The organism is Croceicoccus naphthovorans (genome assembly GCF_001028705.1).
Lineage (GTDB): Bacteria > Pseudomonadota > Alphaproteobacteria > Sphingomonadales > Sphingomonadaceae > Croceicoccus > Croceicoccus naphthovorans.
In genome coordinates this window covers 1-18,936 of record NZ_CP011770.1, presented here as the reverse complement: position 1 = coordinate 18,936, position 18,936 = coordinate 1, and the positions used below count along the sequence as shown (strand labels likewise).

At 60.1% G+C, this 18,936-nt stretch carries 21 protein-coding genes and 3 pseudogenes; 10 read left to right on the top strand and 14 right to left on the bottom strand.

All coding sequences use genetic code 11. The features are described from left to right. Positions 1–6: 6 nt before the first annotated feature. The 3 genes and pseudogenes from AB433_RS19215 to AB433_RS00085 all read right to left on the bottom strand — a co-directional run. Positions 7–573, bottom strand: a pseudogene (locus AB433_RS19215) (GntR family transcriptional regulator); the annotation flags it as partial. Positions 574–606: 33 nt separating this feature from the next. Further along, positions 607–1,469, bottom strand: a pseudogene (locus tag AB433_RS21720) (phytanoyl-CoA dioxygenase family protein). After that, a complete protein-coding gene (locus tag AB433_RS00085) occupies positions 1,466–2,122 on the bottom strand; it encodes an acyl-homoserine-lactone synthase (RefSeq protein WP_245626530.1) in 657 nt (218 codons plus the stop codon). Before AB433_RS00085 ends, AB433_RS21720 begins: the two are co-directional and overlap by 4 nt. Before the next feature lie 608 nt (positions 2,123–2,730). On the opposite strand from AB433_RS00085, the gene AB433_RS21715 reads away from it, so the two are divergent. Then, positions 2,731–2,973 carry a sensor histidine kinase gene (locus AB433_RS21715; protein ID WP_169749279.1) on the top strand — a complete coding sequence of 81 codons (243 nt, stop codon included), beginning with the start codon at positions 2,731–2,733 and terminating at the stop codon, positions 2,971–2,973. After that, a complete protein-coding gene (locus AB433_RS19735) occupies positions 2,970–3,380 on the top strand; it encodes a sensor histidine kinase (RefSeq protein ID WP_082134710.1) in 411 nt (136 codons plus the stop codon). Before AB433_RS21715 ends, AB433_RS19735 begins: the two co-directional genes overlap by 4 nt. A gap of 82 nt (positions 3,381–3,462) precedes the next feature. On the opposite strand, the gene AB433_RS20260 is transcribed toward AB433_RS19735, so the two are convergent. Together AB433_RS20260 and AB433_RS21120 are read right to left on the bottom strand one after the other, a co-directional pair. Beyond that, positions 3,463–3,774, bottom strand: a complete 312-nt coding sequence (locus AB433_RS20260) for a hypothetical protein (protein ID WP_156170616.1) — start codon at positions 3,772–3,774, stop codon at positions 3,463–3,465. Between the two features lie 288 nt (positions 3,775–4,062). Next, positions 4,063–4,329 carry a MerR family DNA-binding transcriptional regulator gene (locus tag AB433_RS21120; protein WP_245626529.1) on the bottom strand — a complete coding sequence of 89 codons (267 nt, stop codon included), beginning with the start codon at positions 4,327–4,329 and terminating at the stop codon, positions 4,063–4,065. Between AB433_RS21120 and AB433_RS19730 the strand changes: the two genes are divergently transcribed. After that, positions 4,328–4,762 (top strand): mercuric transporter MerT family protein, encoded by a 435-nt coding sequence (locus AB433_RS19730; RefSeq protein ID WP_245626528.1) that lies wholly within the window; start codon positions 4,328–4,330, stop codon positions 4,760–4,762. The two genes, AB433_RS21120 and AB433_RS19730, sit on opposite strands and share 2 nt — an antisense overlap. Positions 4,763–4,839: 77 nt before the next feature. On the opposite strand, the pseudogene AB433_RS00065 reads toward AB433_RS19730, so the two are convergent. Then, positions 4,840–6,127: pseudogene (locus AB433_RS00065) on the bottom strand (IS1380 family transposase). 269 nt (positions 6,128–6,396) lie between these two features. Between AB433_RS00065 and AB433_RS00060 the strand changes: the two are divergent. From AB433_RS00060 to AB433_RS00055, 3 genes are read left to right on the top strand one after another with little or no spacing between them, the layout of a single operon-like run. Continuing rightward, positions 6,397–6,738 (top strand): heavy-metal-associated domain-containing protein, encoded by a 342-nt coding sequence (locus AB433_RS00060; RefSeq protein ID WP_047819462.1) that lies wholly within the window; start codon positions 6,397–6,399, stop codon positions 6,736–6,738. Then, positions 6,735–6,965 carry a GDCCVxC domain-containing (seleno)protein gene (locus tag AB433_RS21490; protein ID WP_082134709.1) on the top strand — a complete coding sequence of 77 codons (231 nt, stop codon included), beginning with the start codon at positions 6,735–6,737 and terminating at the stop codon, positions 6,963–6,965. Before AB433_RS00060 ends, AB433_RS21490 begins: the two co-directional genes overlap by 4 nt. A gap of 1 nt (position 6,966) precedes the next feature. After that, positions 6,967–8,325 (top strand): dihydrolipoyl dehydrogenase family protein, encoded by a 1,359-nt coding sequence (locus AB433_RS00055; protein ID WP_047819461.1) that lies wholly within the window; start codon positions 6,967–6,969, stop codon positions 8,323–8,325. 147 nt (positions 8,326–8,472) lie between these two features. On the opposite strand, the gene AB433_RS00050 is transcribed toward AB433_RS00055, so the two are convergent. The 3 genes from AB433_RS00050 to AB433_RS20255 form a co-directional block, all read right to left on the bottom strand. Further along, complete coding sequence (locus AB433_RS00050) at positions 8,473–9,225, bottom strand: LuxR family transcriptional regulator (protein WP_047819460.1); 753 nt, start codon at positions 9,223–9,225, stop codon at positions 8,473–8,475. A gap of 184 nt (positions 9,226–9,409) precedes the next feature. Then, positions 9,410–10,018: a DUF2285 domain-containing protein gene (locus AB433_RS19720; RefSeq protein WP_156170615.1), complete on the bottom strand. Its 609-nt coding sequence runs from the start codon at positions 10,016–10,018 to the stop codon at positions 9,410–9,412. Then, on the bottom strand, positions 10,002–10,193 hold the full coding sequence (locus AB433_RS20255; protein WP_047819459.1) for a transcriptional regulator domain-containing protein: 192 nt from the start codon (positions 10,191–10,193) through the stop codon (positions 10,002–10,004). Before AB433_RS20255 ends, AB433_RS19720 begins: the two co-directional genes overlap by 17 nt. 368 nt (positions 10,194–10,561) lie before the next feature. Here AB433_RS20255 and AB433_RS00040 point away from each other — a divergent pair, with 368 nt between their 5' ends. The 4 genes from AB433_RS00040 to AB433_RS00025 all read left to right on the top strand — a co-directional run bounded on the left by AB433_RS00040 (position 10,562) and on the right by AB433_RS00025 (position 15,848). Further along, complete coding sequence (locus tag AB433_RS00040; protein WP_082134707.1) at positions 10,562–11,182, top strand: sigma-70 family RNA polymerase sigma factor; 621 nt, start codon at positions 10,562–10,564, stop codon at positions 11,180–11,182. Between the two features lie 255 nt (positions 11,183–11,437). Then, on the top strand, positions 11,438–13,660 hold the full coding sequence (locus AB433_RS00035; RefSeq protein WP_053058892.1) for a TonB-dependent receptor domain-containing protein: 2,223 nt from the start codon (positions 11,438–11,440) through the stop codon (positions 13,658–13,660). Continuing rightward, the gene (locus AB433_RS00030) at positions 13,660–15,003 is read left to right on the top strand and encodes a hypothetical protein (protein ID WP_047819458.1); all 1,344 of its coding nucleotides are present in this window, start codon (positions 13,660–13,662) and stop codon (positions 15,001–15,003) included. The genes AB433_RS00035 and AB433_RS00030 overlap by 1 nt, the downstream gene beginning before the upstream one ends. Positions 15,004–15,008: 5 nt before the next feature. After that, a complete protein-coding gene (locus AB433_RS00025) occupies positions 15,009–15,848 on the top strand; it encodes a prolyl oligopeptidase family serine peptidase (RefSeq protein WP_047819457.1) in 840 nt (279 codons plus the stop codon). Between the two features lie 99 nt (positions 15,849–15,947). Here the strand turns inward: AB433_RS00025 and AB433_RS20250 are convergent, their stop codons facing one another. The 5 genes from AB433_RS20250 to AB433_RS21705 all read right to left on the bottom strand — a co-directional run bounded on the left by AB433_RS20250 (position 15,948) and on the right by AB433_RS21705 (position 18,881). Beyond that, positions 15,948–16,298: an asparagine synthase-related protein gene (locus AB433_RS20250; protein WP_218916898.1), complete on the bottom strand. Its 351-nt coding sequence runs from the start codon at positions 16,296–16,298 to the stop codon at positions 15,948–15,950. Then, positions 16,264–17,511 (bottom strand): asparagine synthase-related protein, encoded by a 1,248-nt coding sequence (locus tag AB433_RS00015; RefSeq protein ID WP_047819455.1) that lies wholly within the window; start codon positions 17,509–17,511, stop codon positions 16,264–16,266. Before AB433_RS00015 ends, AB433_RS20250 begins: the two co-directional genes overlap by 35 nt. Beyond that, on the bottom strand, positions 17,508–18,314 hold the full coding sequence (locus AB433_RS19715) for a lasso peptide biosynthesis B2 protein (RefSeq protein ID WP_082134705.1): 807 nt from the start codon (positions 18,312–18,314) through the stop codon (positions 17,508–17,510). Before AB433_RS19715 ends, AB433_RS00015 begins: the two co-directional genes overlap by 4 nt. Before the next feature lie 331 nt (positions 18,315–18,645). Beyond that, a complete protein-coding gene (locus AB433_RS21710) occupies positions 18,646–18,723 on the bottom strand; it encodes a hypothetical protein (RefSeq protein ID WP_425389115.1) in 78 nt (25 codons plus the stop codon). A gap of 8 nt (positions 18,724–18,731) precedes the next feature. Then, positions 18,732–18,881, bottom strand: a complete 150-nt coding sequence (locus tag AB433_RS21705; RefSeq protein ID WP_425389105.1) for a DUF2274 domain-containing protein — start codon at positions 18,879–18,881, stop codon at positions 18,732–18,734. Positions 18,882–18,936: the final 55 nt, after the last annotated feature.

Genomic DNA, 18,936 nt, shown 5'->3' with positions numbered 1-18,936 from the left:
CGAGGGCTAGGCGGTCTGCTGGTTCAAACGTCCGACCAAAGCGGGTACCAGAGCCTCGATGTGTTGATGATATGCGCGTACCGCCCGGGTTGAGCCATCGAACCCCTGCTGAGCTGTTCGCTCAATTTGCTCAAGGGCATGCGACGCCCCAGGCCAAATCTCCGGCTCGAGTTCACGTATCGGGTGGAGTCTGTCGCTAATGCGTTCGACCAAATGTACGCGAAACCGATTGCCTGAGTTTGCCGCGATGTCTCTGAAGACATGCGCCAATCGGTCGGCATAAGCACCCTGAGTGACGTTGGATCCTTCGTCGATTTCCAGTGATTTGCGGTCGGTGTCGGAAGTGTGCTCCAAAAGCAGCGCGTTGACTTGCAGGATGTCGCGCAAGGCCTGTTCGGTAAGCAGCGGTACGCGAAATCCTTCGCCGGGCGTGAGGTCGACCAGCCCTTCGCCGACAAGCTGGTTCAGGCTGTCTCTTACCGGCGTCATGCTTACTCCGAAATCGTCAGCCAGTCGCATCGCCTCGAGCTTCGCACCGGCCCGGAAGCGCCCTTCCAGCAATGCATTTTTAAGCCGCCTATACGTAGGCTCGAGGACGTGAGGGACTCATCGCCCGCTGCGGCGCGTCTCGGCGAACTCACGAACCGCTTCTTTCTGGTCGGGGCGCAGACTATCGGTTGCCTGCGGGAATTCGGGCACCTTGTCGCTCAGCAGAACCGACGGGCATTGCCCTTCGAAATTACCCAGGTTCGGGCGGTGCTGCATAACCGGCCAGTTCGGCGAGTTCGGGCGAGAACTCTTTTGCTACTGCTGGCGGATAGGCCAGCCAGAGATTCTCGTAGGGTTTGAGCCAGCCGAGACTGTAGCCGATTACGACACCGCGGCGGACATCCTCGGTCTGGTTTGGTCCCGCTCCATGGACGGTGGAGCCAAGAAAGCAGATGGCATCGCCGGGCTTGCAAACTGCGACTATGGGATCGTCGAGACTTTCGAGATTGTCGACAGGCTTTCTGTGCGTCCCGGGGTAGATGCGTGTCGCGCCATTGAGGCGAGTAAATTCGGTCAGCGGCCAGATGACGTTGAAGATATTCGTGATCGCCCTTGCGGCCTGCCCACATATCCTGATCGCAATGCGGAAACTGTTCTATCTCGCCGGGATGGATCGCGATCGCCTGGGCGACATTGAGCTGTATCCGGTCGCAGGCGCTGCCGAGAATTGCGCGGGCGAGCGATAGGACTAGCGGCTGCAGGACCAGATCGCCCGCGACCTGCGAGCGGCGAAGGAGGCTTCCAAACCGTTTGGTCCGATGCCCATAGAAGTCTCCCTTGCCGAGTGGCGCCTGCGCAAACGCAGCTTCCAGGTCCGCATCGAGTGCGGCGATCTGTTGCTCGGCGACAAGCTGCGGAATGATGCAATAGCCATCCTCTTGCAGCTGATCGAGCCAATACGCCTCGCTCGGCGCAGTCATGCTGCCAGCTCCATACCACCATAGGCTTCCGGCTGAGGATTGCGGCAGTAGATCCCTGCGTTGGCGAGTTGCGCGTGTATCCTGATCGATGTCGATGCGAAGAGCGACAAGCTGCTGCCCATCGATAGAAACGCACGGTCCAAGCTGCTGGCAGCGCCAGCCGAACTGGGCGATCTGACGGAACCAGGGCACTGGGCGACCGCCGAATAACCAGAGATCCCTTCCGATATTGCAAAATCGGCGAGTGCGGAGACGAGCTGGTTGCGGACACTCCGGCGATCAGCGCGCGGCAACGTGGGATCGATACAGAATCGGGTAATCTCGCGAAATGCCTCATCCTGCGGAACAGGTCCGGTGCACAGCTGCGGAAAGAGATCGCGTAAGATATGAGGTCCATCAGAACGCAGGAGCCGGGCCGATGCGCGATGCTCGCACTTTTCGCCGGTGAGGACGAGATAGGCGGCCGAGGGCGTATCGAACTGGTCGATTTCAAAGGTCCCGTCGAGCACCGGAACGTCCCACCCAAGAAGATCCACGAACACGCGCTTGCGCGCCTCGAACATGGCGCGAAGTGCCGATCGACCAGGTTTGCACCATTTATACCGCTGCTTTGCTGCATGAAGATTACCTGTGAACTTGATGACTGCTCGCATCTCATCAAATCCGGATAGGCAGCGACATACCAAGAACTGGGGAGGGCCCCGTCTGGCGCAATACAGGGCCAGTTTACTGACCGCCTTACCTGTGCGATGAGCTTCAGCGATTGAAAATCAACAAGATACGACAGGTATCCTATCGGTCCGATTCTGTTCATCCCGAGAAGGTCACAAGCTGGCTATGAATGCAAAAGTCATCACGAACTTCCAGCTTGGCAGCCGCGAATCCTCTTCGGCGCCTGATGTCTTGCCCCTGGCTACAGAGCATCGCTGCAATCCGCCGGAGCTGCTTTCCATGCGCTCGCCGACACCATGCCGCAGATGGTATGGTCGACTCTTCCCGACGGCTCCACGATTATTACAATGCCGCTGGTATGAATTCACGGGTGTCCCTGTCGGATCAACCGACGGCGGAAGGATGGGCCGGGATGTTCCATGAGGAGACCAGGCCGACGCATGGAAGAAATGGAACCACAGCCTCGCTACCGGCGAACCGTACGAGGTTGAATATCGCCTGAGGCATCACGCGGTGATTATCGCTGGATGATCGGTCGTGCGCTGCCGATCCTCAACGAGGAGGGTGAGATCCAGCGCTGGATCGGCACTTGTACGGATATCGACGAGCAGAAGCGCACCGCCTCCAAAACGAAATCCTGAGTCAAGAGCTCAGCCATCGCATCAAGAACATCTTCGCGATTGTTTCCGGTTTGATCAGCCTGACAGCGCGCGCAAATGAAGCGTTCGGTGAAGCGTCGCGCGACCTGCTGGGCCGGATTTCGCGCTGGGGCGCGCGCACGAATTCGTCCGGCCCCACAGCGAAAAGTCCCAGCCCGAGGGCAAGGAAGTGACCCTCGCCACGCTGCTTGCGACGATCTTCGAGACCTATCCTGCCTTTTCCGAAAGAAGGATTGCTATTTCCGGCCCCGATATCGCGGTCGAAAGCCGCGCCGCCACGCCGGTTGCATTGGTGTTCCACGAGCTGGCTACCAACGCGATGAAGTACGGAGCTCTGTCCAATCCCGAGGGAAGGATTTCGCTGGACCTTTCAACCGAGGACGAGATGGTCCGCTTCCGCTGGAGGGAACACGGAGCTCACATCGACAAGGCGAGTGAGCCTCAAACGGGTTTCGGAAGTCGCCTCATCGAGTTGGCCGTGAAGCAACAGCTAGGAGGCAATTACGAGAGAACCTGGCATGACGATGGCGTTGAACTCGTCATGGATGTCCGAAAAAGCAGGTTGCAGGAGCCTAGTTAAAGAAGAGCCTAAGACGGGCTGGCGGATCGATTTTTCGCCCTTCCGGACCGCAATGACATAGTCGAGAACCTGCTTGAGAATGCTAAGATCGACCGGTTTTTCCAGCGCGCCCAGCGTTCCGCTCACCCCTTCGCCGAGTTGTGCGGGATTGGCGGTTACGAAAATAACCTCGATCCCGAAATCCGCAGCAAGCTTCTCGCCGATCCTCGACCAGTGGCTCATCGGCCAGATTGACATCGACGAGCGCCACATCGATCGCGTCTGAAGCCTTTGCCAATGCCGATTGCATGTCGTCGGCTATGCCTGCGGATTCATGACCGAGATCGTGAACCACCGCCTCCATTTCGACAGCTATGAGGAATTCGTCTTCGACAATCAGAATGGTGGTCGGCATGGAAGGCTATCAAAGTTAAATGACAAGGCTCTGTAGTGAGGGACGGACAGGGCGCATATTCGTTCCTCGCCTCGTCGCATCCGGCTTCGATCGAAATAGCTTCAAGACGCGCACCCGTTCCGACGCATTGCGTCACTATCGGCGCCAGGACCACGACCAAAGAGCGTATCTATGATGGGGCATTCCGGAACATCACCGCCTTCGCAGCGGGCTGATACATCGGCTAGCGTGCGCTCCAACCTAGTCAAATCAGCAATTTTAGCTCGCACGCTGGCCAGATGGTTATTGTCAGATCCCGAACCTCGCCGCAGCTGTAGGGGTGCGAATCAACGAGGCTGAGGCAGGCTTTTGAGCTCCTCGATCGAAAAACCCAGATCGCGGCCTGCGCAAGATAAAGCCGAGCCGCGCCTGGTCGCCGGTGATAGAGCCTGTGCCCGCTTGCCGTACGCTCGGAGGCTGAAGCAGACCGATGTTCTCGTAGTAGCGGATTGTCTCAAGGTTGCAGCCCGACCGTCTGGCCAGTTCTCCCCGTTTGATCACTTGCGATGCTGTCATGACCATATGCCAATTAGTGCTTGAACCTGTAGTTACACAGGGAGTACATTGGTTTCCATGGTCGATCAAATGCACAAGAACGCGCAGCGCTTATGGGCGAGCGCGGGACCGCTCGCGCCGATACTCGCCTCGTCCTGCTGTATTGCCCGCTGTTATTGCTGAGCCTTGCATCAGCGGCGCGTGGATCGGCAATCTCACTGCGCTCGAACCGTACAAATGGGTATTTATCGCCATTGCGGTTGTCTTTTTGGCCCTTGGATTCCGGCACGTCTATTTTCGGCAAGCCGAACCTGCGAAGACGGAACATATTGCGCGCGGCCCGGAGCAAACCTGCTCGTCAAAAGCTCCCTGTGGCTGGCGACCGTATTGGTCGCTGCCTCGTCCACGGTCGAGTGGTGGGCGCCGCAATTCTACTAGCCCGGTTTATTCATGAGGCCGCAGCAGCGAAGTGGATGGGCCTTGATCTGACGTTGGCGGCGTAGTCCGGGCGAGCGTCTTCGACGGCATTTTTCACCGCGTCAGGATCAATGGGCTTTTCGAGGTTGATGGAATGGAGCTCGGAGTTCGGCGCACAGCCGCACCGCCTAAGTAGGTGCAGGCCTGAGATTGTGGCGATGGCTTTCCAAACGGAGGCATCGGACAGGCCTGACGCGAAGGCGACACGGATGCGAGTGGCGCTCTCAACTGACGGCGGGCAGCGACCTTGAGCAGCCTGAGGCGCAACGTTGCGAACTCGGCGGTCGCGAGCGAGGCTGCTTGGGATTTCCTGCTGAATGCGCCACAGAGCCAGTATGCGGCGGTGTGCAGGATGAGGCGCATCTGATTGGCGTTGGGAGAGCGGCACGAGGTGCGATCGTGGCCAGCTGGGTCTTGTGCAGCTTGATCAGGTTTTCGGCCTGACCGCGCGCGCAGGTAGAGCGTATCATAGATGTGCTCGGCCGAGCCTTCGGTCAGCGAAGTGACGACATAGCGGATGTCCATGCCCATCGTACTGGCCTCGATCCGGGCGACGACGCGGCGCTGGCACTTCCAGCTTTTGGCCCGTAGCGGGTCTCGGCATAGGTGCGCAGGACCGGGTACTGGCGCTGAGCGCGTTTGACCGCACAGGCATCGGCGGCAACGACGATTTCGGGATCGGCGCGTAGCACGGCGTTGGTCGGCAGGCCGAAACACGTAGTCGACGCCGCAACCCTCGCAGACGGCCATGACCTCGGGCCGCCATAGTGCCCGTCGCCGCGGATGGTGATGTGCGTTTCGGGCCATTGCCGGCGGATGTGGCGCACGAGGCGCCGGATGTGACCGGCAGCTTCAACACCAGACGGTGTCTTGCCGGTGCGCAGCAGCATCGCCACCGGCGGCCAGTGGCGGTGTCGTAGACATGGATCGGCAGGAAGCAACGCTCGCCATGATGACCATTCCAGAACGACAACTGCTGATAGCCATGGACGACATCGCAGGTATCATCGATATCCAGCGTCACCGCCGCCGGCGGGGCCGGATAGCTGGCGCAGTAATGTCGATCATCGCGGCCAGCATCTTCGCCAACTCGCGCGTGATCGTGCATTCTCCCACCGGCTCATCGTCGGTTGGCTGGCCAGCCCCGCGCCCGATCCCGGCAGCTTGCCCAGGCCAGGCGGAAGCCCGGATCGTCGCGCAGGGCATCGAGATCGTCGGCATCCTCATAGCCGCAGGCGATCGCGAACACGCGGGCACGCAGGATGTCGTCGAGGCGATGGATCACCCGCGCAGGATCGCGCGGATCGGCAATGCAAGTCGCAAGCCGCTGGCAGATACCCATCGCCGCTCGGCCTGCGACAGCAACAGAACGCCGCCGTCCGAAGTGAGCCGACCACCGTCGAACGCGGCTGTGACTTTCTTGGCGGTCGACCGCTGGGAATCGGAAGGGGCTTGCGATATCGTCGTTCATGGCGGGTGTGGCCTGTGGCATTTTCTGCCCTGCAGCAGGCCGGTGTAGACACCCAGTTCCTAATTCAGATCAGAGGCTTATGCCACTCCGCCACCCTTCGTAGCCAACCCCGTGAATAAGACGGGCTAGGAGTTCGAAAGATGAAGAAGACGATGATCGTCGCAGTTGCGATACTGGGACTGGCCGGAGCGGGTATCTGGGCAGCGACCTTGTTTCCGCCAAACTCCGACGAACGGGTTCAACAAAATTCCGCGCATCTGCAATCGGCAAGTTTTGCGGTCGAGAATATGACCTGCGCGACCTGCCCGATAACGGTTCGGCGCGCGATGGAAGGCGTGGCAGGCGTGCACGAGGTGACTATCGATTACGAGACCAGGACGGCGACTGCGCAGTTCGATCCTGAGCGAACAACCACAAGCGCGATCGCCGCGGCGTCGACCGAGGCCGGATATCCGGCGATCCTTTCAGAGAGCGCGCTATGATCAAACTGAAGTCCGAGATCACATGCCCTACTTGCGGGTACAAAAAGCTCGAAAGAATGCCGACGGATGCCTGCTGGTTTTTCTACGATTGCAATGGTTGCGGTGTGAAACTCCGCCCCAATGCGGGCGATTGCTGTGTCTTCTGCTCATTCGGCACCATCCCCTGCCCGCCGATCCAGGAAACGCGTGCCGATCGCAAGGGCGCCACATGTTGCGGAGGGCGGTGAGATGAGTACGCGAAACTTCGATCTTATAGTGCTGGGTGTTGGTATGGCGGCCGTAAATGCCGCCAACAAATGCGCCTCAGCCGGTTGGTCGGTCGCGGTAGTCGACGAACTGCCTTATGGCGGCACCTGCGCCCTGCGCGGCTGCGATCCGAAGAAAATGCTCCGCCGCGGGGCGGAAATCATCGACGCAGCGCGGCTCATGCACGGCAAGGGCATCGAACCGAACGACATCGCCATCAACTGGCCCGATCTGGTCGCCTTCACGCAGACGTTCACCGACAAAATGCCCGGTCGGATCGAAAACGGTCTGGAGAGCAACGGCGTCACTACCCTTCACGGGAAAGCGCGCTTCGTCGGCGAAGATACCGTCGAAATCGACGGCGAGGGGCAGTTTCAGGCAAACCATTTCCTGATCGCAACGGGTGCCAAGCCGCGGACGATAGATGTTCCCGGCTCCGAACACCTTACCGACAGCACCGAGTTCATGCGGCTCGATGCGCTGCCCGAACGCATCCTGTTCATCGGCGGCGGCTTCATCTCGTTCGAGTTTGGCCATATCGCAGCACGCGCGGGCAGCAAGGTGTGCATCATCGACCGTGGCGAGAGACCGCTCAAGGGTTTCGATGCCGATCTTGTCGAAAGACTCGTTGCGCGGGGCGAGGAAGTCGGCGTCCAACTGCGACGACGCACGTCACTCAAAGCGATCGAGAAGGACGGGACGGGTTTTCTTGTCACGGTAGAAACTGACAGCGGCACGAAAGATTTGCGCGCCGATCTCGTCGTCCACGGCGCGGGCCGCGTCCCGGCAATTGGCCGGCTTGACCTGGCCGCAGCCAATGTCGAGGCAGGTGACAAGGGCGTTGAGGTCAACGCCTACCTGCAAAGCACCTCCAACCCCAAGATCTATGCTGCCGGCGACGCGGCCGACACGCAAGGCGCGCCGCTTACGCCTGTCGCAGTTTTCGAGGGCAAGGTAGCTGCGTCCAATATGCTCAACGGCAATCGGACAAAGCCGGATTATGCAGGCGTACCGAGCGCTGTATTTACGGTACCAGAGCTCAGCCGTGTTGGCATGCTCGAAGAGGAAGCACGAGAGGCCAGACATGATATCCGCGTCGTCGAAAATGACACCGGCGACTGGTATTCCAACCTTCGCGTTGGCGAAAGCTGCGCTGCAACCAAGGTCATAATCGATAACGAATGCGACACTATCCTGGGCGCTCATTTGCTCGGACCGGAGCATGGCGAGATCATCAATTTCTTCGGTTTGGCCGTCCGACTTGGACTGACAACAAGCGATCTCAAGAAAATGGTTTCGGCCTACCCTAGCGTGGGATCGGACCTTGGCTCGATGGTGTGATTGTGTTGAAGAAGCGGTTGAATAAGGAATTCGGCATATTCTGATCTGGCGACGCAGAGAGATGCCTGCACCGTAACACTGCATGCTCGAGTTTAATCGACGAAGCTGAGGTCGATTAACTGAAACGTTTCGACGCATCTGGTGCGTCTATCCGACGTCGCGCCAACGGATGATGTCGGCAAACCCGATCAACCCGTCGAACAGCGCCGCGACGACGAGGGACTGCTTACAATGGACCTGGTAGCGTTCGCGGGCCATCTTGAGATGCTGAATGACGGTTTCGGTGCTGATTTCGAGAATCATGGCCGTTTCAGCTGCAGTCTTCCCTCTTGCAACCCAGAGCAGACACTCCCGCTGCCGATCGGTCAGGGAGGGAACCTTCTCATCGAGTCTTTCTGAGCTCAGTCCCAGTGCACAGCTCAAAGCCAGCGTCCCGATCACTTCCGCGACGGCGAAACGCCGTCGGGGCAGTTCTCGATCGGGTCGAACAGCAAAGGTGCAGGTACCGCGCCCTATCCCGGGTAAGTGCCGCGGAACGGTATAGCCATTGCCAATTCCGCATTCCCGGCCAACATTGAGCATCTGACGGTCGCCGCGCGTGAGAGGGACGAGTTCGTCAATCCAGTCCCAGGCGAAACCGATGATGGTCTTGTCGCAGGCTCTTCGCACCGGATCCTGCCCTGCGAGGTCGAAGGCGATATAGACTTTCGCCCATTCGTCGGGATAGTCGTGCAATAGCAAGCCCGGTGCCTCGCACGATGTCGAACGCATCTCCAGGCTAAGTGCGAAGTGGTCGAAGCCAAGGCGCCGGGAAACCTGTTTAAGGGCGCCATCGAGTTCAGTGTCCGAACGAACATTGATAAGCTCAGTTGCGAATTCCTCCGCGAGATATGCGTACATAGACCTGCCGTTCGATCGGCAGCACGCAATCCAACACGCCGCCACCCGACCGCCTGCTCGGTGCCTGATCAGACGGTTCCATTCCACCTGTTCCGGCAGTTGCAGTTGCGACCCTGAAGGTCTGGTTCCAATCCGGGCGCGCCACAAAATTCAGCGGCTTGCCCAAGGAAAAACCATAGTGCATTCAGTGCGTTTGAAAAGGTCGGAACCGGCTTTGACGAAGCAGGTCGAGATAGCCGTGCGACGCCATCTTCCGTGCTTCGGCGACAAGACGCTGGGTCTGTCGGCGTTGCGATGACGATTTCCAGTCTATGGCGCGTTGCGCGGATAATCCGCGATAGACGAGGGTTCCCGCAATCTCTCGGAGGGTGACACCCTCAGGCGCTCTGGCCTGATTATCGAGTATGGCGAGCAGCAAGTGGAGGCGTCTGGACTGATAGGTGGTGGGCCGTAAGGGGTATCGCTTGGTGGGCACAGCGGAGCCAGCAACGCAGCGGTGAAACGCATCGAGCGCCGCTAGCCTGATCGGAACCGACTGGTCTTGAGGGATCAGATAATTGTCTCCACCCAACCGGGCTGAGGCCATAACGAGCAGCCGGTGACGAGCGCCAGTATCGGCGAGGACCAGATGATCTCCCGCATTGCTCGCTCGTTTGGCGATCAGGTCGCACGCTGCGCGCGCCGCCTTGACTCCGCCGCTACCGCTGAGAATTACAACATTGGGGTTTTCCTCAGCTCGCCAGATCGCCGGATCGCTGCGAGCCGAAAGGTCGGGATCAATCGGGAAATTCAAGGCCCCATGAACGCGCCATTCGGCGGCAAGCTGGGGATTGCGCGTCGAAGCCGCTTGCGCCGGCGATCCGGGCGTATTGTTGCCGGTAAGCGGAATTGCGGCGCAAGAATTCCTGCGCGAAATCCGAAAAGTCGTATCCGGCGGTCCGGTCGTTGCTGTCGAATGGTCGAGCCATGAAGCACCTCCTTTCTCGCCGATTGGGCTAGTGGCGCCAGCACCGCGCCGACATTCCAAGACCAAGGTATCCACTTCCCCAATATTGGGCATATTTGATCAGGCGCTCCCCGAGACCGGAGCATTTTTTTGGAAGATGATGCTGGCCGCCAAAAGCGGGTCCAAAATGGCTCTACTTACCTCTTGCCAGCCACTCCTATGTTGGGCAGATTGACTGCGCGCGGATTGATATTCTGGCACCGTCCGCGTGGATATTTCCGCCGGACATCATGCACGCCGGTCCGTCGCAGGCCCGGCGGCCGAACCGATCAAGGGGCGTAAATCAGGCCCCGGACGGCGGCACAGACCTGGAACCCGCACCAGTTCGCCATGGCGAACTCAGGTGGCGGTCGCCTCCAAGTTCGAAGCATGACTCAAGCTGTCGCCGAAATCCGGCACCAAGCTCCCCAGTGCGTGGGTCCCGCATATTGCTCTGCAAAAGTAAGCCGAACGGTCGACCGCCGCCGTACACTCGACGCCCTCTACCGCGAGGAACGGGCTGGACTGATCGCCTATCTTGCGCGCCGCGTGGGCTCCGAACGCGCCCGCGACCTGGCACAGGACGTGTTTCTGCGTGCAGCGACCAGCAAGCAGCTAACGGAACTCGTTAATCCTGCAGGCTTTCTGAGGCGGATTGCATTCAACTTGCTGGTGGACGAGGCGCGGCGGCAAAAGTGCCGCGTCAGGACCCAGCCACTTCTGGAGAACGCAGATGCGCCAAGCCGCGCCGCGCAGGAAGATGCCGTGCACGTTCGTGAAGCCCGGCACGTGCTGGAAATCGCGCTCGCGGAGCTCCCGCAAAAGACCGCGCGTATCTTCGCGATGAATCGCATCGAGAAGAAATCCTACCGTCAGATACATCTCGAGCTAGGCATCGCGCTGCCCACGGTCGACTATCATATGATGAAAGCTCTAGCGCATTTGCGCCAAGCGCTGGGTCACAGTTGGTGACTGCAACCACCCGGCACAAAAAGACCCCCCAAACTTTAATTTCAAATGAAACTAAGGTGTTCGAAAAAGTGAGCGTCATTCCCTGTAGCGGCCCGACCGCGCCAGAACAGGGAGACCCCAATGTCATTGAGAAATCGCACACTTTTCGTCCTTCTAACCGGGACAGCATTCGCAAGTGCCGCTCCTCCTCTTTTCGCCCAAGACAGTCCAGGCGAACAGGCACAAGATGACGCTGCCGAGGTTGGCGATACGGCTTTGGACGACGAAAGTTCTGCGATCGTTGTCACGGGAACGCGAATCCGAGGCGCACGGGTTGTCGGTGAAGTCATCGAGCTTGATCGCGAGACGATCGTCGAGGCTGGCCAGGTGGATCTGGGTGAAGCGATCCGCAGCCTACCCCAGAATTTCTCGGGCGGTCAGAACCCCGGAGTGGGTTCGGGTGCCGGGCTCATCAACAGCAACGTGAACTCTGCGGCCACTCCGAACCTGCGCGGTCTGGGTCCCGATGCGACACTTACGCTCCTCAATGGCCATCGCCTTCCGTACGATTCCGCCTTCGCAGGGGTCGATATTTCGGCAATCCCGCTCGCGGCGGTAGACCGGATCGAGGTCGTCCCGGACGGCGCGTCGGCGCTATACGGGTCCGACGCTGTCGCCGGCGTGGTCAATGTAATCCTGCGCCGTGATTTCGAAGGCGTGGAAACATCGGCGCAGATCGGCGCGAGCACCGGTGGCGGATATTTTCGCCAGCAGGCCGATATCGTCGGTGGAAGCCGGTGGGATGGCGGCGGATTTTTCCTCGCCTACGATTTCACCAACAACTCCGATATCGAGGCGGGCCAGCGATCTTATGCGGCCGCGCTCGACCCCGAGACCACGCTGTTTCCGTCGCAGGAACGGCATGCCGTCACGCTTTCCGGACATCACGAAATATCACCCGGTATCGAGGCAAGCGTCGATGCACTTTATTCGCGGCGCAGTTCGGTTCGCATCACCGGGTCTTCCACGCTCCGTCAGACCGCGGATCCAGTGGTCGAATCCTATACGCTCGCACCGTCGCTCAGGGTCGATATCGGAGCTTCGTGGCAGCTGTCTGTGCTCGGCGTTTTTGGACGCGACAGGACGCGCTACCGCACTACGTTTACACGGCCGTCCGCCCCGACAAGCGTGACCGAAGGCTGCTTCTGCAACGAGGTGCTATCGCTCGAAGCAGGTGCGGAAGGGCCACTCTTTTCGTTGCCGGGAGGCGATGCGCGCCTCGCAATTGGTGCTGGCTTGCGCGATAATTCGCTCGATTTCTCCCGCTCGGAAGGCGGCAATCTCGTTATCGCTTTCGACGAAACGCAGCGGGCCCGCTTTGCCTATGGGGAGCTGTTCCTCCCGTTGGTGTCGTCGCGCAATGCGATTGGAGGTATCGACGAGCTAGGCCTCTCGCTGGCCGCACGGCACGAAAGCTATCCCGGTCTCGACAGCCAGACCACGCCGCGCATGGGCTTGGTCTACGCACCCGTCCCCGGCTTGACCCTGCGGGGAAGCTGGGCGAGATCGTTCAAGGCTCCAACGCTTTACCAGAGGTTCATTCCGTACCAGACCATCGTGCTGCCAGCGTCGATCTTCGGCGCGGGTACGGCTCCGGAAACCGTCTTTATAGCAAGCGGCGGCAACCCGGATGTCACCTCGGAACGCGCGCACAGCTGGACAGCCGGTTTCGAATATCGTCCGCCGTCAGTGCCGGGTTTGCTCGTATCGGCCACCTGGTATGACATTCGCTATCGCGACCGGGTGGTTCGCCCGATTGCGGGATCGGTTGTCGCCGGTTTTCGCGATCCGGGTTATGCAAGCCTGATCGATTTCTCGCCCGATCCCGCAATCTTTTCCGGGCTGATCGACAATTCTTTGTTCGGCCTCGAAAATTTTTCCGGCTCGCCTTATGATCCGGCCAATGTCGTAGCCTTCATCGACAACCGCAATCGCAATGTCGCCGTCTGGGCAGTCGAAGGGATCGATGCGCGGATTTCGTGGGACCACGACCTCGGCAATCAGCGCAGACTGGGTCTGGAAGTCGCTGGCAGCTGGCTCGACAGCAACCAGCGCCTGAATTCCGACCTACCGCAGGTTCAGCTCGCCGGGACGATTTTTAATCCGCCGCAATACCGCGCACGCGGCGTGGCCCGCTTCGAAGCCGGCACTTTCAAGGCCAATGCGGCAGTCAATTATATAGGAGCACTGGAAGATCCACGTTTCGGCGTGGCGGAACGTCTGTCGCCAAGCGCCACACTCGATCTTGGCGTGAGCTACGATGTGATCGGTGGCGAAGGACGCAACCCCGGACTCACACTGTCGCTGACCGTGCAAAACGTGTTCGATGACGAACCCGAGATCATTGGACAGACGGGCCCGACCGATACGCCTTTTGATTCGACGAACTACTCCCCGATCGGACGGTTTGTCGCATTCGGAATCCGGAGGCACTGGTGATGTCGCTGGCACTCGCTGCAGCGCTGTCCCAATCCATCGTTCCGCACGTGGACCTGCCGCCGCCGCAAGAGGATCCGTGTGCAGGTTTCGAAGAGGCGGAGGGTCTATCGGGCATTGGCCAGCGGGCCTTTACGCTCGATGACCAGGTCAGGATGGCGGACATCGGACGCGCCAATCCGGTCGGCGCTGCGCGGGCCATCGGCGTAGCGCCCGACGGCGAGCACATCGCTTTCGTCGTAAAACGCGCAAATCCGGAAGCCAACGTCTACTGCCAGAGGCTTATGATTGCGGCGATGGACGGAAGCGGTGCCGCCGTCGAGGTCGACCGGGGCGGCGAATTCATCCGCGATGATTTCCGATTGCGCGACTTTCCCGCGATTATGGCCGGATGGGACAGGCCCAACCCGCCCCGCTGGTCTTCGGACGGCTCCCGGATCGGCTATCTCAAGAGGTTGAACGGTTCGACCCAGGTATGGCTGGTCGATCCTGACCGAACGGTACCACCGCGACAGGCAACCGCCCTTCCCGATAATGTCGATAGTTTCGCATGGACGAACGACGGAACTGCACTGATAGTCGCGACGCGTCCCGGCATACGCATCCAGTCAGAGGCTATCGCACGCGAAGCGGCCGAAGGATTTTTGTTCGACGAGCGTTTCTCGCCGCAATTCGCCGATCGGCCAATCCCGACCGGACAGCTTGAAACGCACTATAGCTACGTGTCGCTGGCGGATGGCGAAGTGTGGGTCGCGAGTTCGGAAGAAGCGCGCCTGCTCTCGGGCGAAGCGCCAGAGGGCCTCCCGGCTAGAGCCCGCGCCTATGCCGAGAATGACTCGGGGATTGCGGCCTGGCTCGAGCCGAGCGAGCCCACTCGGCTGATCAGCCCCACCAGGCTTGTCGTCGGGTGGCCTGACGGCAATCAGATAGTCTGCGAACAAAAAGCTTGCGAAGGGATCCGCGAGCTGTGGTGGTCGAGCGATGGAACCGCGCTACTCGCCCTCCAAGCGACGGGCTGGGCAAACAGTCAGACGGCCATTTTGCGATGGGAGCTTGGCGAGGCGCAGCCGCGCCAGATCCTGCTTACCGAAGATGCGTTGGTCGGATGCACAGTGGCCGGCGGCGAATTGCTGTGCGGCCGCGAAGGGTTCGGTCAGCCTCGCCGTCTGGTTGCAATCGATGTCGTCACCGGAGCAGACCGGCTCATACACGATCCCAATCCACGGCTTGAAGAAAGGACCTTCGGGACCGTTGAGCGCCTCAGGTTCCGCAACGCCTTCGGGCCGAAAGCTATGCGGATCTTGTCCTGCCACCGGACCACCAGGCCGGGCAACGTCATCCCCTGATCGTCGTGCAATATACAAGTGTAGGGTTCCTGCGCGGCGGTACCGGGGACGAGGTCCCCATCCATCCGCTTGCCAACCGCGGTTTCGCCGTGCTCAGTTTCGATCGCCCGGACTTCTCTGCCGCGGCGCTTGGCGCGACCACCGAAGAGGAACTGACCCGCGCCAACCGCGCAGACTGGATTGACCGTCGCCGAGTCCAATCCTCGCTCGAGACTGCGATCTCGCTCGCCATCGATACCGGTTCGGTCGATCGCGCACGGATGGGCATCAGCGGCTTCAGCGATGGCGGATCGACCGTCCAGTGGGCGTTGATCAATTCGGACCTCTTCCAGGTCGCGTCGATGGGCTCATGCTGCGAAGACATGTATTCTTACCCACTCGCCGCGGGTCCGCGCTTTACAGATTTCGTACGCGCGATGGGATACCGCCATTTCGAGCCTGGCACCGAAGAGTTCTGGAAACCGATGTCGCTCATTCTCAATGTCGATGATGTCGATGTGCCGATCCTGATTCAGACCGGCGACAGCGAATATGAAGCGGGCCTCGATGTCTTCGAGACCTACTCGTACCGGCGGCAGACCGATCGAACTCTACGTCCTGGAAGACGAGACCACATCAAGTGGCAGCCCGCACACCGTCAGGCAATCTACCGGCGATCGGTGGAATGGTTCGAATTTTGGTTGATGAAGCGGATGGACTGCGACCCGGCAAAGGTCGGGCAATATGCACGGTGGCTTGCAATGGATGGCGCGCCGCCCGAAAGGACCTACGATGCTCGGATGGTCGCAGCTCGCTCCCATGAGCGCGACCAGTTCTCGGCCTCGACGAGGTCGAGCAGGCGGTAAACCAGCGATCCGCGCCGCGATGTTTCGAGCGTGAAAGCCTGCTCGACAGCTGCGCGATCAATCACACCTTGTTCCGCCAGTTGGCCATCGAGAAGCAGATCACGAAGCACGGCGCGGATGACGGTCGAAGGCACTTCGAATGAAACTGTCGGGTCCCGCCTTGGACGTGCGATCGAGAACGCTGCGAGGAAGCAGGTCCGCGAAGGCGGCGCGGGCGAGCGCACGGTTCTGACCGCCTGTCACCCAGGTCCAGGTGGGGACGCCGAGGCAGAATTCGAGCAGGGGCTGGCTCATCAGCGGAGAGAAGCGCGCTGGCCGGGACCGAAGCCGTGTACATGATGCTGCGCGCGCATGATCAGCGCGAAGTGATCGTGTTTGCCTGGGTGGCGCCAGGTCGACAGGCGATGCCACGGCGTCAACGGTACGGGTGAGTCCTCCAAGATGGCGCATCGGCAAGCAATCGGCTGTCTGGCGCCAATTCTGTTTCGAATGGCCTCCCATCAGACGCTTGCCGGTCGCGCGCAGCATGGTCGGAAATCGCAACCTGTGACACGCACATGTCTGGCAGAGTTTCGAAAGCGCCGCCCTTGGCCCCTCGTTCCGCAGCCCGGTCTACGATCGGTGCTGCGGAATGGAGAAAACAGAAGAGATTATCACCGCCATTGCCATCTAGGACGGTGGCTTTTCCCAGCTCTGCAGAACCCGCGGCGAGCAGGGCGTCGACCGCCGTCAGAAACCCCTTTCGACCGGGCCGCGAACGACCCGCGGAGGCACATGCGGTGGGACGGTAACAGGTCGTATCATAAACCCGCCGTGTGAAATCCGCACCCAGATGCTCGGCAAGTAGCCGAGCATACTCGCTTTCGTCGCCGCTGCTGTCAGAGGTCGCCAGCGTGATGCATCCAAAATCACTGTGCCCGGCGGCTAGCGCGGCGCACAGAAAGGAAGAGTCGACCCCGCCAGAGGTTGCGACAGCCACGGGTCCGAACCGGTCTGTCCATGCTGCGCAAGTCCGGATTGCCAGCTCTCTCAGTTCTGCGGCAGCATCGCTGAATGAAGGTTCGGTTCCTCGCGGAAGATAATCGGCAGCGCGCCAGACGGGCAGCTCGGATTCCTGATCGCCGGCGGTCACCATGAGCGTACCCGGGGTGAGCTCCTCCACGCCCGCGAGGCACGCTTGCTTCTGCCGCAATTCCGGATAACGAAGGAACAACGCGAGCGCGCCCCAGTCGACCTTGAGGCGATCTCCGACAGCTTCTCCGACCAGACAGGCATCGGAAGAGAACACCACATGCGTCTGGCTCATTCCGCGGTAGACCGGAAACAGGCCAGAGGGATCGACCAGCAACGCAAGAGTGCGGCGCCCCGGATCAGGCAGGATCGCGACGTAGGCACCCCAATAATTCCGAACAAGCCGCTTGGCGGCGGCCTGGACGGACTCGGATTCAGGTAGCGGGACAGCGTCGACCGTTCGGGCGGTTTGTGCAGAGAAGACGCACCCGATCAGGTACCCGTGCGTTCCCAGACTGGCTTCGGGAGTGTCATCGCTGGTCCAGAATGAAGCATTGTCACCGCAAACATCGTCAGGACTTGCGCTTCTGCGAACGACCGGCGGGACGCCACGCCGACGCGGGACGGCAAGCACGAAGCGGCCCTGTTTCAAATTATCAGTATCGGCGTGTAGCGCCGAACTTCTTCCAAGCTGTCATTCAGCACAATGTCGCGATGCTGGACCCAGGCGTGGGCACCGAACGGCCGGTCCTTCACGCCAATAACAAGATGCGTGCGCAGTCTCAGCTTGGCGAGGCGTAATTTCAACGCGATCGAACGCGGGAGACAGCGGTCTGCGGCCGAACGCAGAAGGCGGGCTTGCTCGAAAGCACGTACTGTGGGACCCGACCGGGATTTGGTGGAATGGCCCTGCGTGCGTTGCTCGGTCAGGTGGCGAAGTTCAACGAGGACCGTCTGGAATGATGTCCGCGCAAGGCGATGTTCGATCCGGCGCTGCGACCAGACAGCTGCGGCCACATCGGCCAGCCGGAAAGGTCCTTCACCAATATCATGGGAAACACGCTGTGGGACGAGCCAGTCCGCAGGGCGCGCAGTGGTGGCGGCTGATGCCAGGACACCGTGGCTTCGATGCCGAGCCTTTCGAGAAACACGTGCTGCACTCCGTCCGCCAACGCAAAATAGCGGTCCCGCGCGATGTCCAGAAAGATGAAACGTTCGCTCACCTTGCACCACGCGAGAGCCTCGGGATCCGGATTGACCATGAAGTTTGTACGAGGAGAAGGGGCGCGGCCAGGTCCGGCACGCGCCCTCGCGAGGTTCAGTCGTCAGCCATGCGGTGGCATAGGACAAACGACCGCCGCTCACATCGATGTCGAACAGGGCGTCGCCCTTGGTCTCCTCGGATGCGCTGCCGAGATCGATGATCTCTCTCTGGATTGTGTCGAGTTCCTTCATTGATCACTCCTCTGCTTTGATCGCGACTCCAATCGTCGCGGTCAGAGCATGAAGAGCATGGCCAGATGGGGCCAACTTATAATGGAATTATAAACAGATAGTCCGACAAATGAGGTGCGACCGGGTGATGGAAGCACTCGTTGGCAAGTGCATCGATGGTTTAGCGAGGAGCCTGGACATGAGCATCGCCACCCGGTCGCGAGGAACCTGAATTCCCGATCGACAGTAGAGCCGATCATGTACAGGAATACAGAGCAATTCTACCTATTGGCACATTTCTTTTCTAATACTGGTTAAGAGAAACCAGAAAAAGTCCGGACAGTCTCAGAACTTATCGACTTGATGATGCATGCGTTCTTCTGCGTGCCTTGGCGAAATCCCGGTCACTGGCGACGAAGCGCTCGATCATTGGTGGGATCAGAGCTGCGGGCTCGGGTGCACCTCTGAAACGCCGCCATTGAGCACGACCCCATATTCGACCAGCCGGCGATGGAGCCGCGCAGGGATCTCTATCGTCAGCTTGACGGGCTTGCCATCGGTAATGTCGGAGAGCTTGAGCCGGGTCATGCTCCACCCTCCAGCACAATATCGCGCGTCACCAGAACGCGTACGGGAAAGCCGG

What these genes read in the sequence shown, in the direction of transcription:
- AB433_RS20260 (WP_156170616.1), bottom strand. Translation starts at nt 3,774, where the DNA reads ATGCCGACCACCATTCTGATTGTCGAAGACGAATTCCTCATAGCTGTC.
- AB433_RS00040 (WP_082134707.1), top strand. Translation starts at nt 10,562, where the DNA reads ATGGCGAACTCAGGTGGCGGTCGCCTCCAAGTTCGAAGCATGACTCAA.
- AB433_RS21710 (WP_425389115.1), bottom strand. Translation starts at nt 18,723, where the DNA reads ATGATCGAGCGCTTCGTCGCCAGTGACCGGGATTTCGCCAAGGCACGC.
- AB433_RS00030 (WP_047819458.1), top strand. Translation starts at nt 13,660, where the DNA reads ATGTCGCTGGCACTCGCTGCAGCGCTGTCCCAATCCATCGTTCCGCAC.
- AB433_RS00055 (WP_047819461.1), top strand. Translation starts at nt 6,967, where the DNA reads ATGAGTACGCGAAACTTCGATCTTATAGTGCTGGGTGTTGGTATGGCG.
- AB433_RS19715 (WP_082134705.1), bottom strand. Translation starts at nt 18,314, where the DNA reads ATGAAGGAACTCGACACAATCCAGAGAGAGATCATCGATCTCGGCAGC.
- AB433_RS21120 (WP_245626529.1), bottom strand. Translation starts at nt 4,329, where the DNA reads ATGACAGCATCGCAAGTGATCAAACGGGGAGAACTGGCCAGACGGTCG.
- AB433_RS20250 (WP_218916898.1), bottom strand. Translation starts at nt 16,298, where the DNA reads ATGCGCCATCTTGGAGGACTCACCCGTACCGTTGACGCCGTGGCATCG.
- AB433_RS21705 (WP_425389105.1), bottom strand. Translation starts at nt 18,881, where the DNA reads ATGACCCGGCTCAAGCTCTCCGACATTACCGATGGCAAGCCCGTCAAG.
- AB433_RS00050 (WP_047819460.1), bottom strand. Translation starts at nt 9,225, where the DNA reads ATGTACGCATATCTCGCGGAGGAATTCGCAACTGAGCTTATCAATGTT.
- AB433_RS19730 (WP_245626528.1), top strand. Translation starts at nt 4,328, where the DNA reads ATGACCATATGCCAATTAGTGCTTGAACCTGTAGTTACACAGGGAGTA.
- AB433_RS21490 (WP_082134709.1), top strand. Translation starts at nt 6,735, where the DNA reads ATGATCAAACTGAAGTCCGAGATCACATGCCCTACTTGCGGGTACAAA.
- AB433_RS00085 (WP_245626530.1), bottom strand. Translation starts at nt 2,122, where the DNA reads ATGCGAGCAGTCATCAAGTTCACAGGTAATCTTCATGCAGCAAAGCAG.
- AB433_RS00060 (WP_047819462.1), top strand. Translation starts at nt 6,397, where the DNA reads ATGAAGAAGACGATGATCGTCGCAGTTGCGATACTGGGACTGGCCGGA.
- AB433_RS20255 (WP_047819459.1), bottom strand. Translation starts at nt 10,193, where the DNA reads ATGGCTCGACCATTCGACAGCAACGACCGGACCGCCGGATACGACTTT.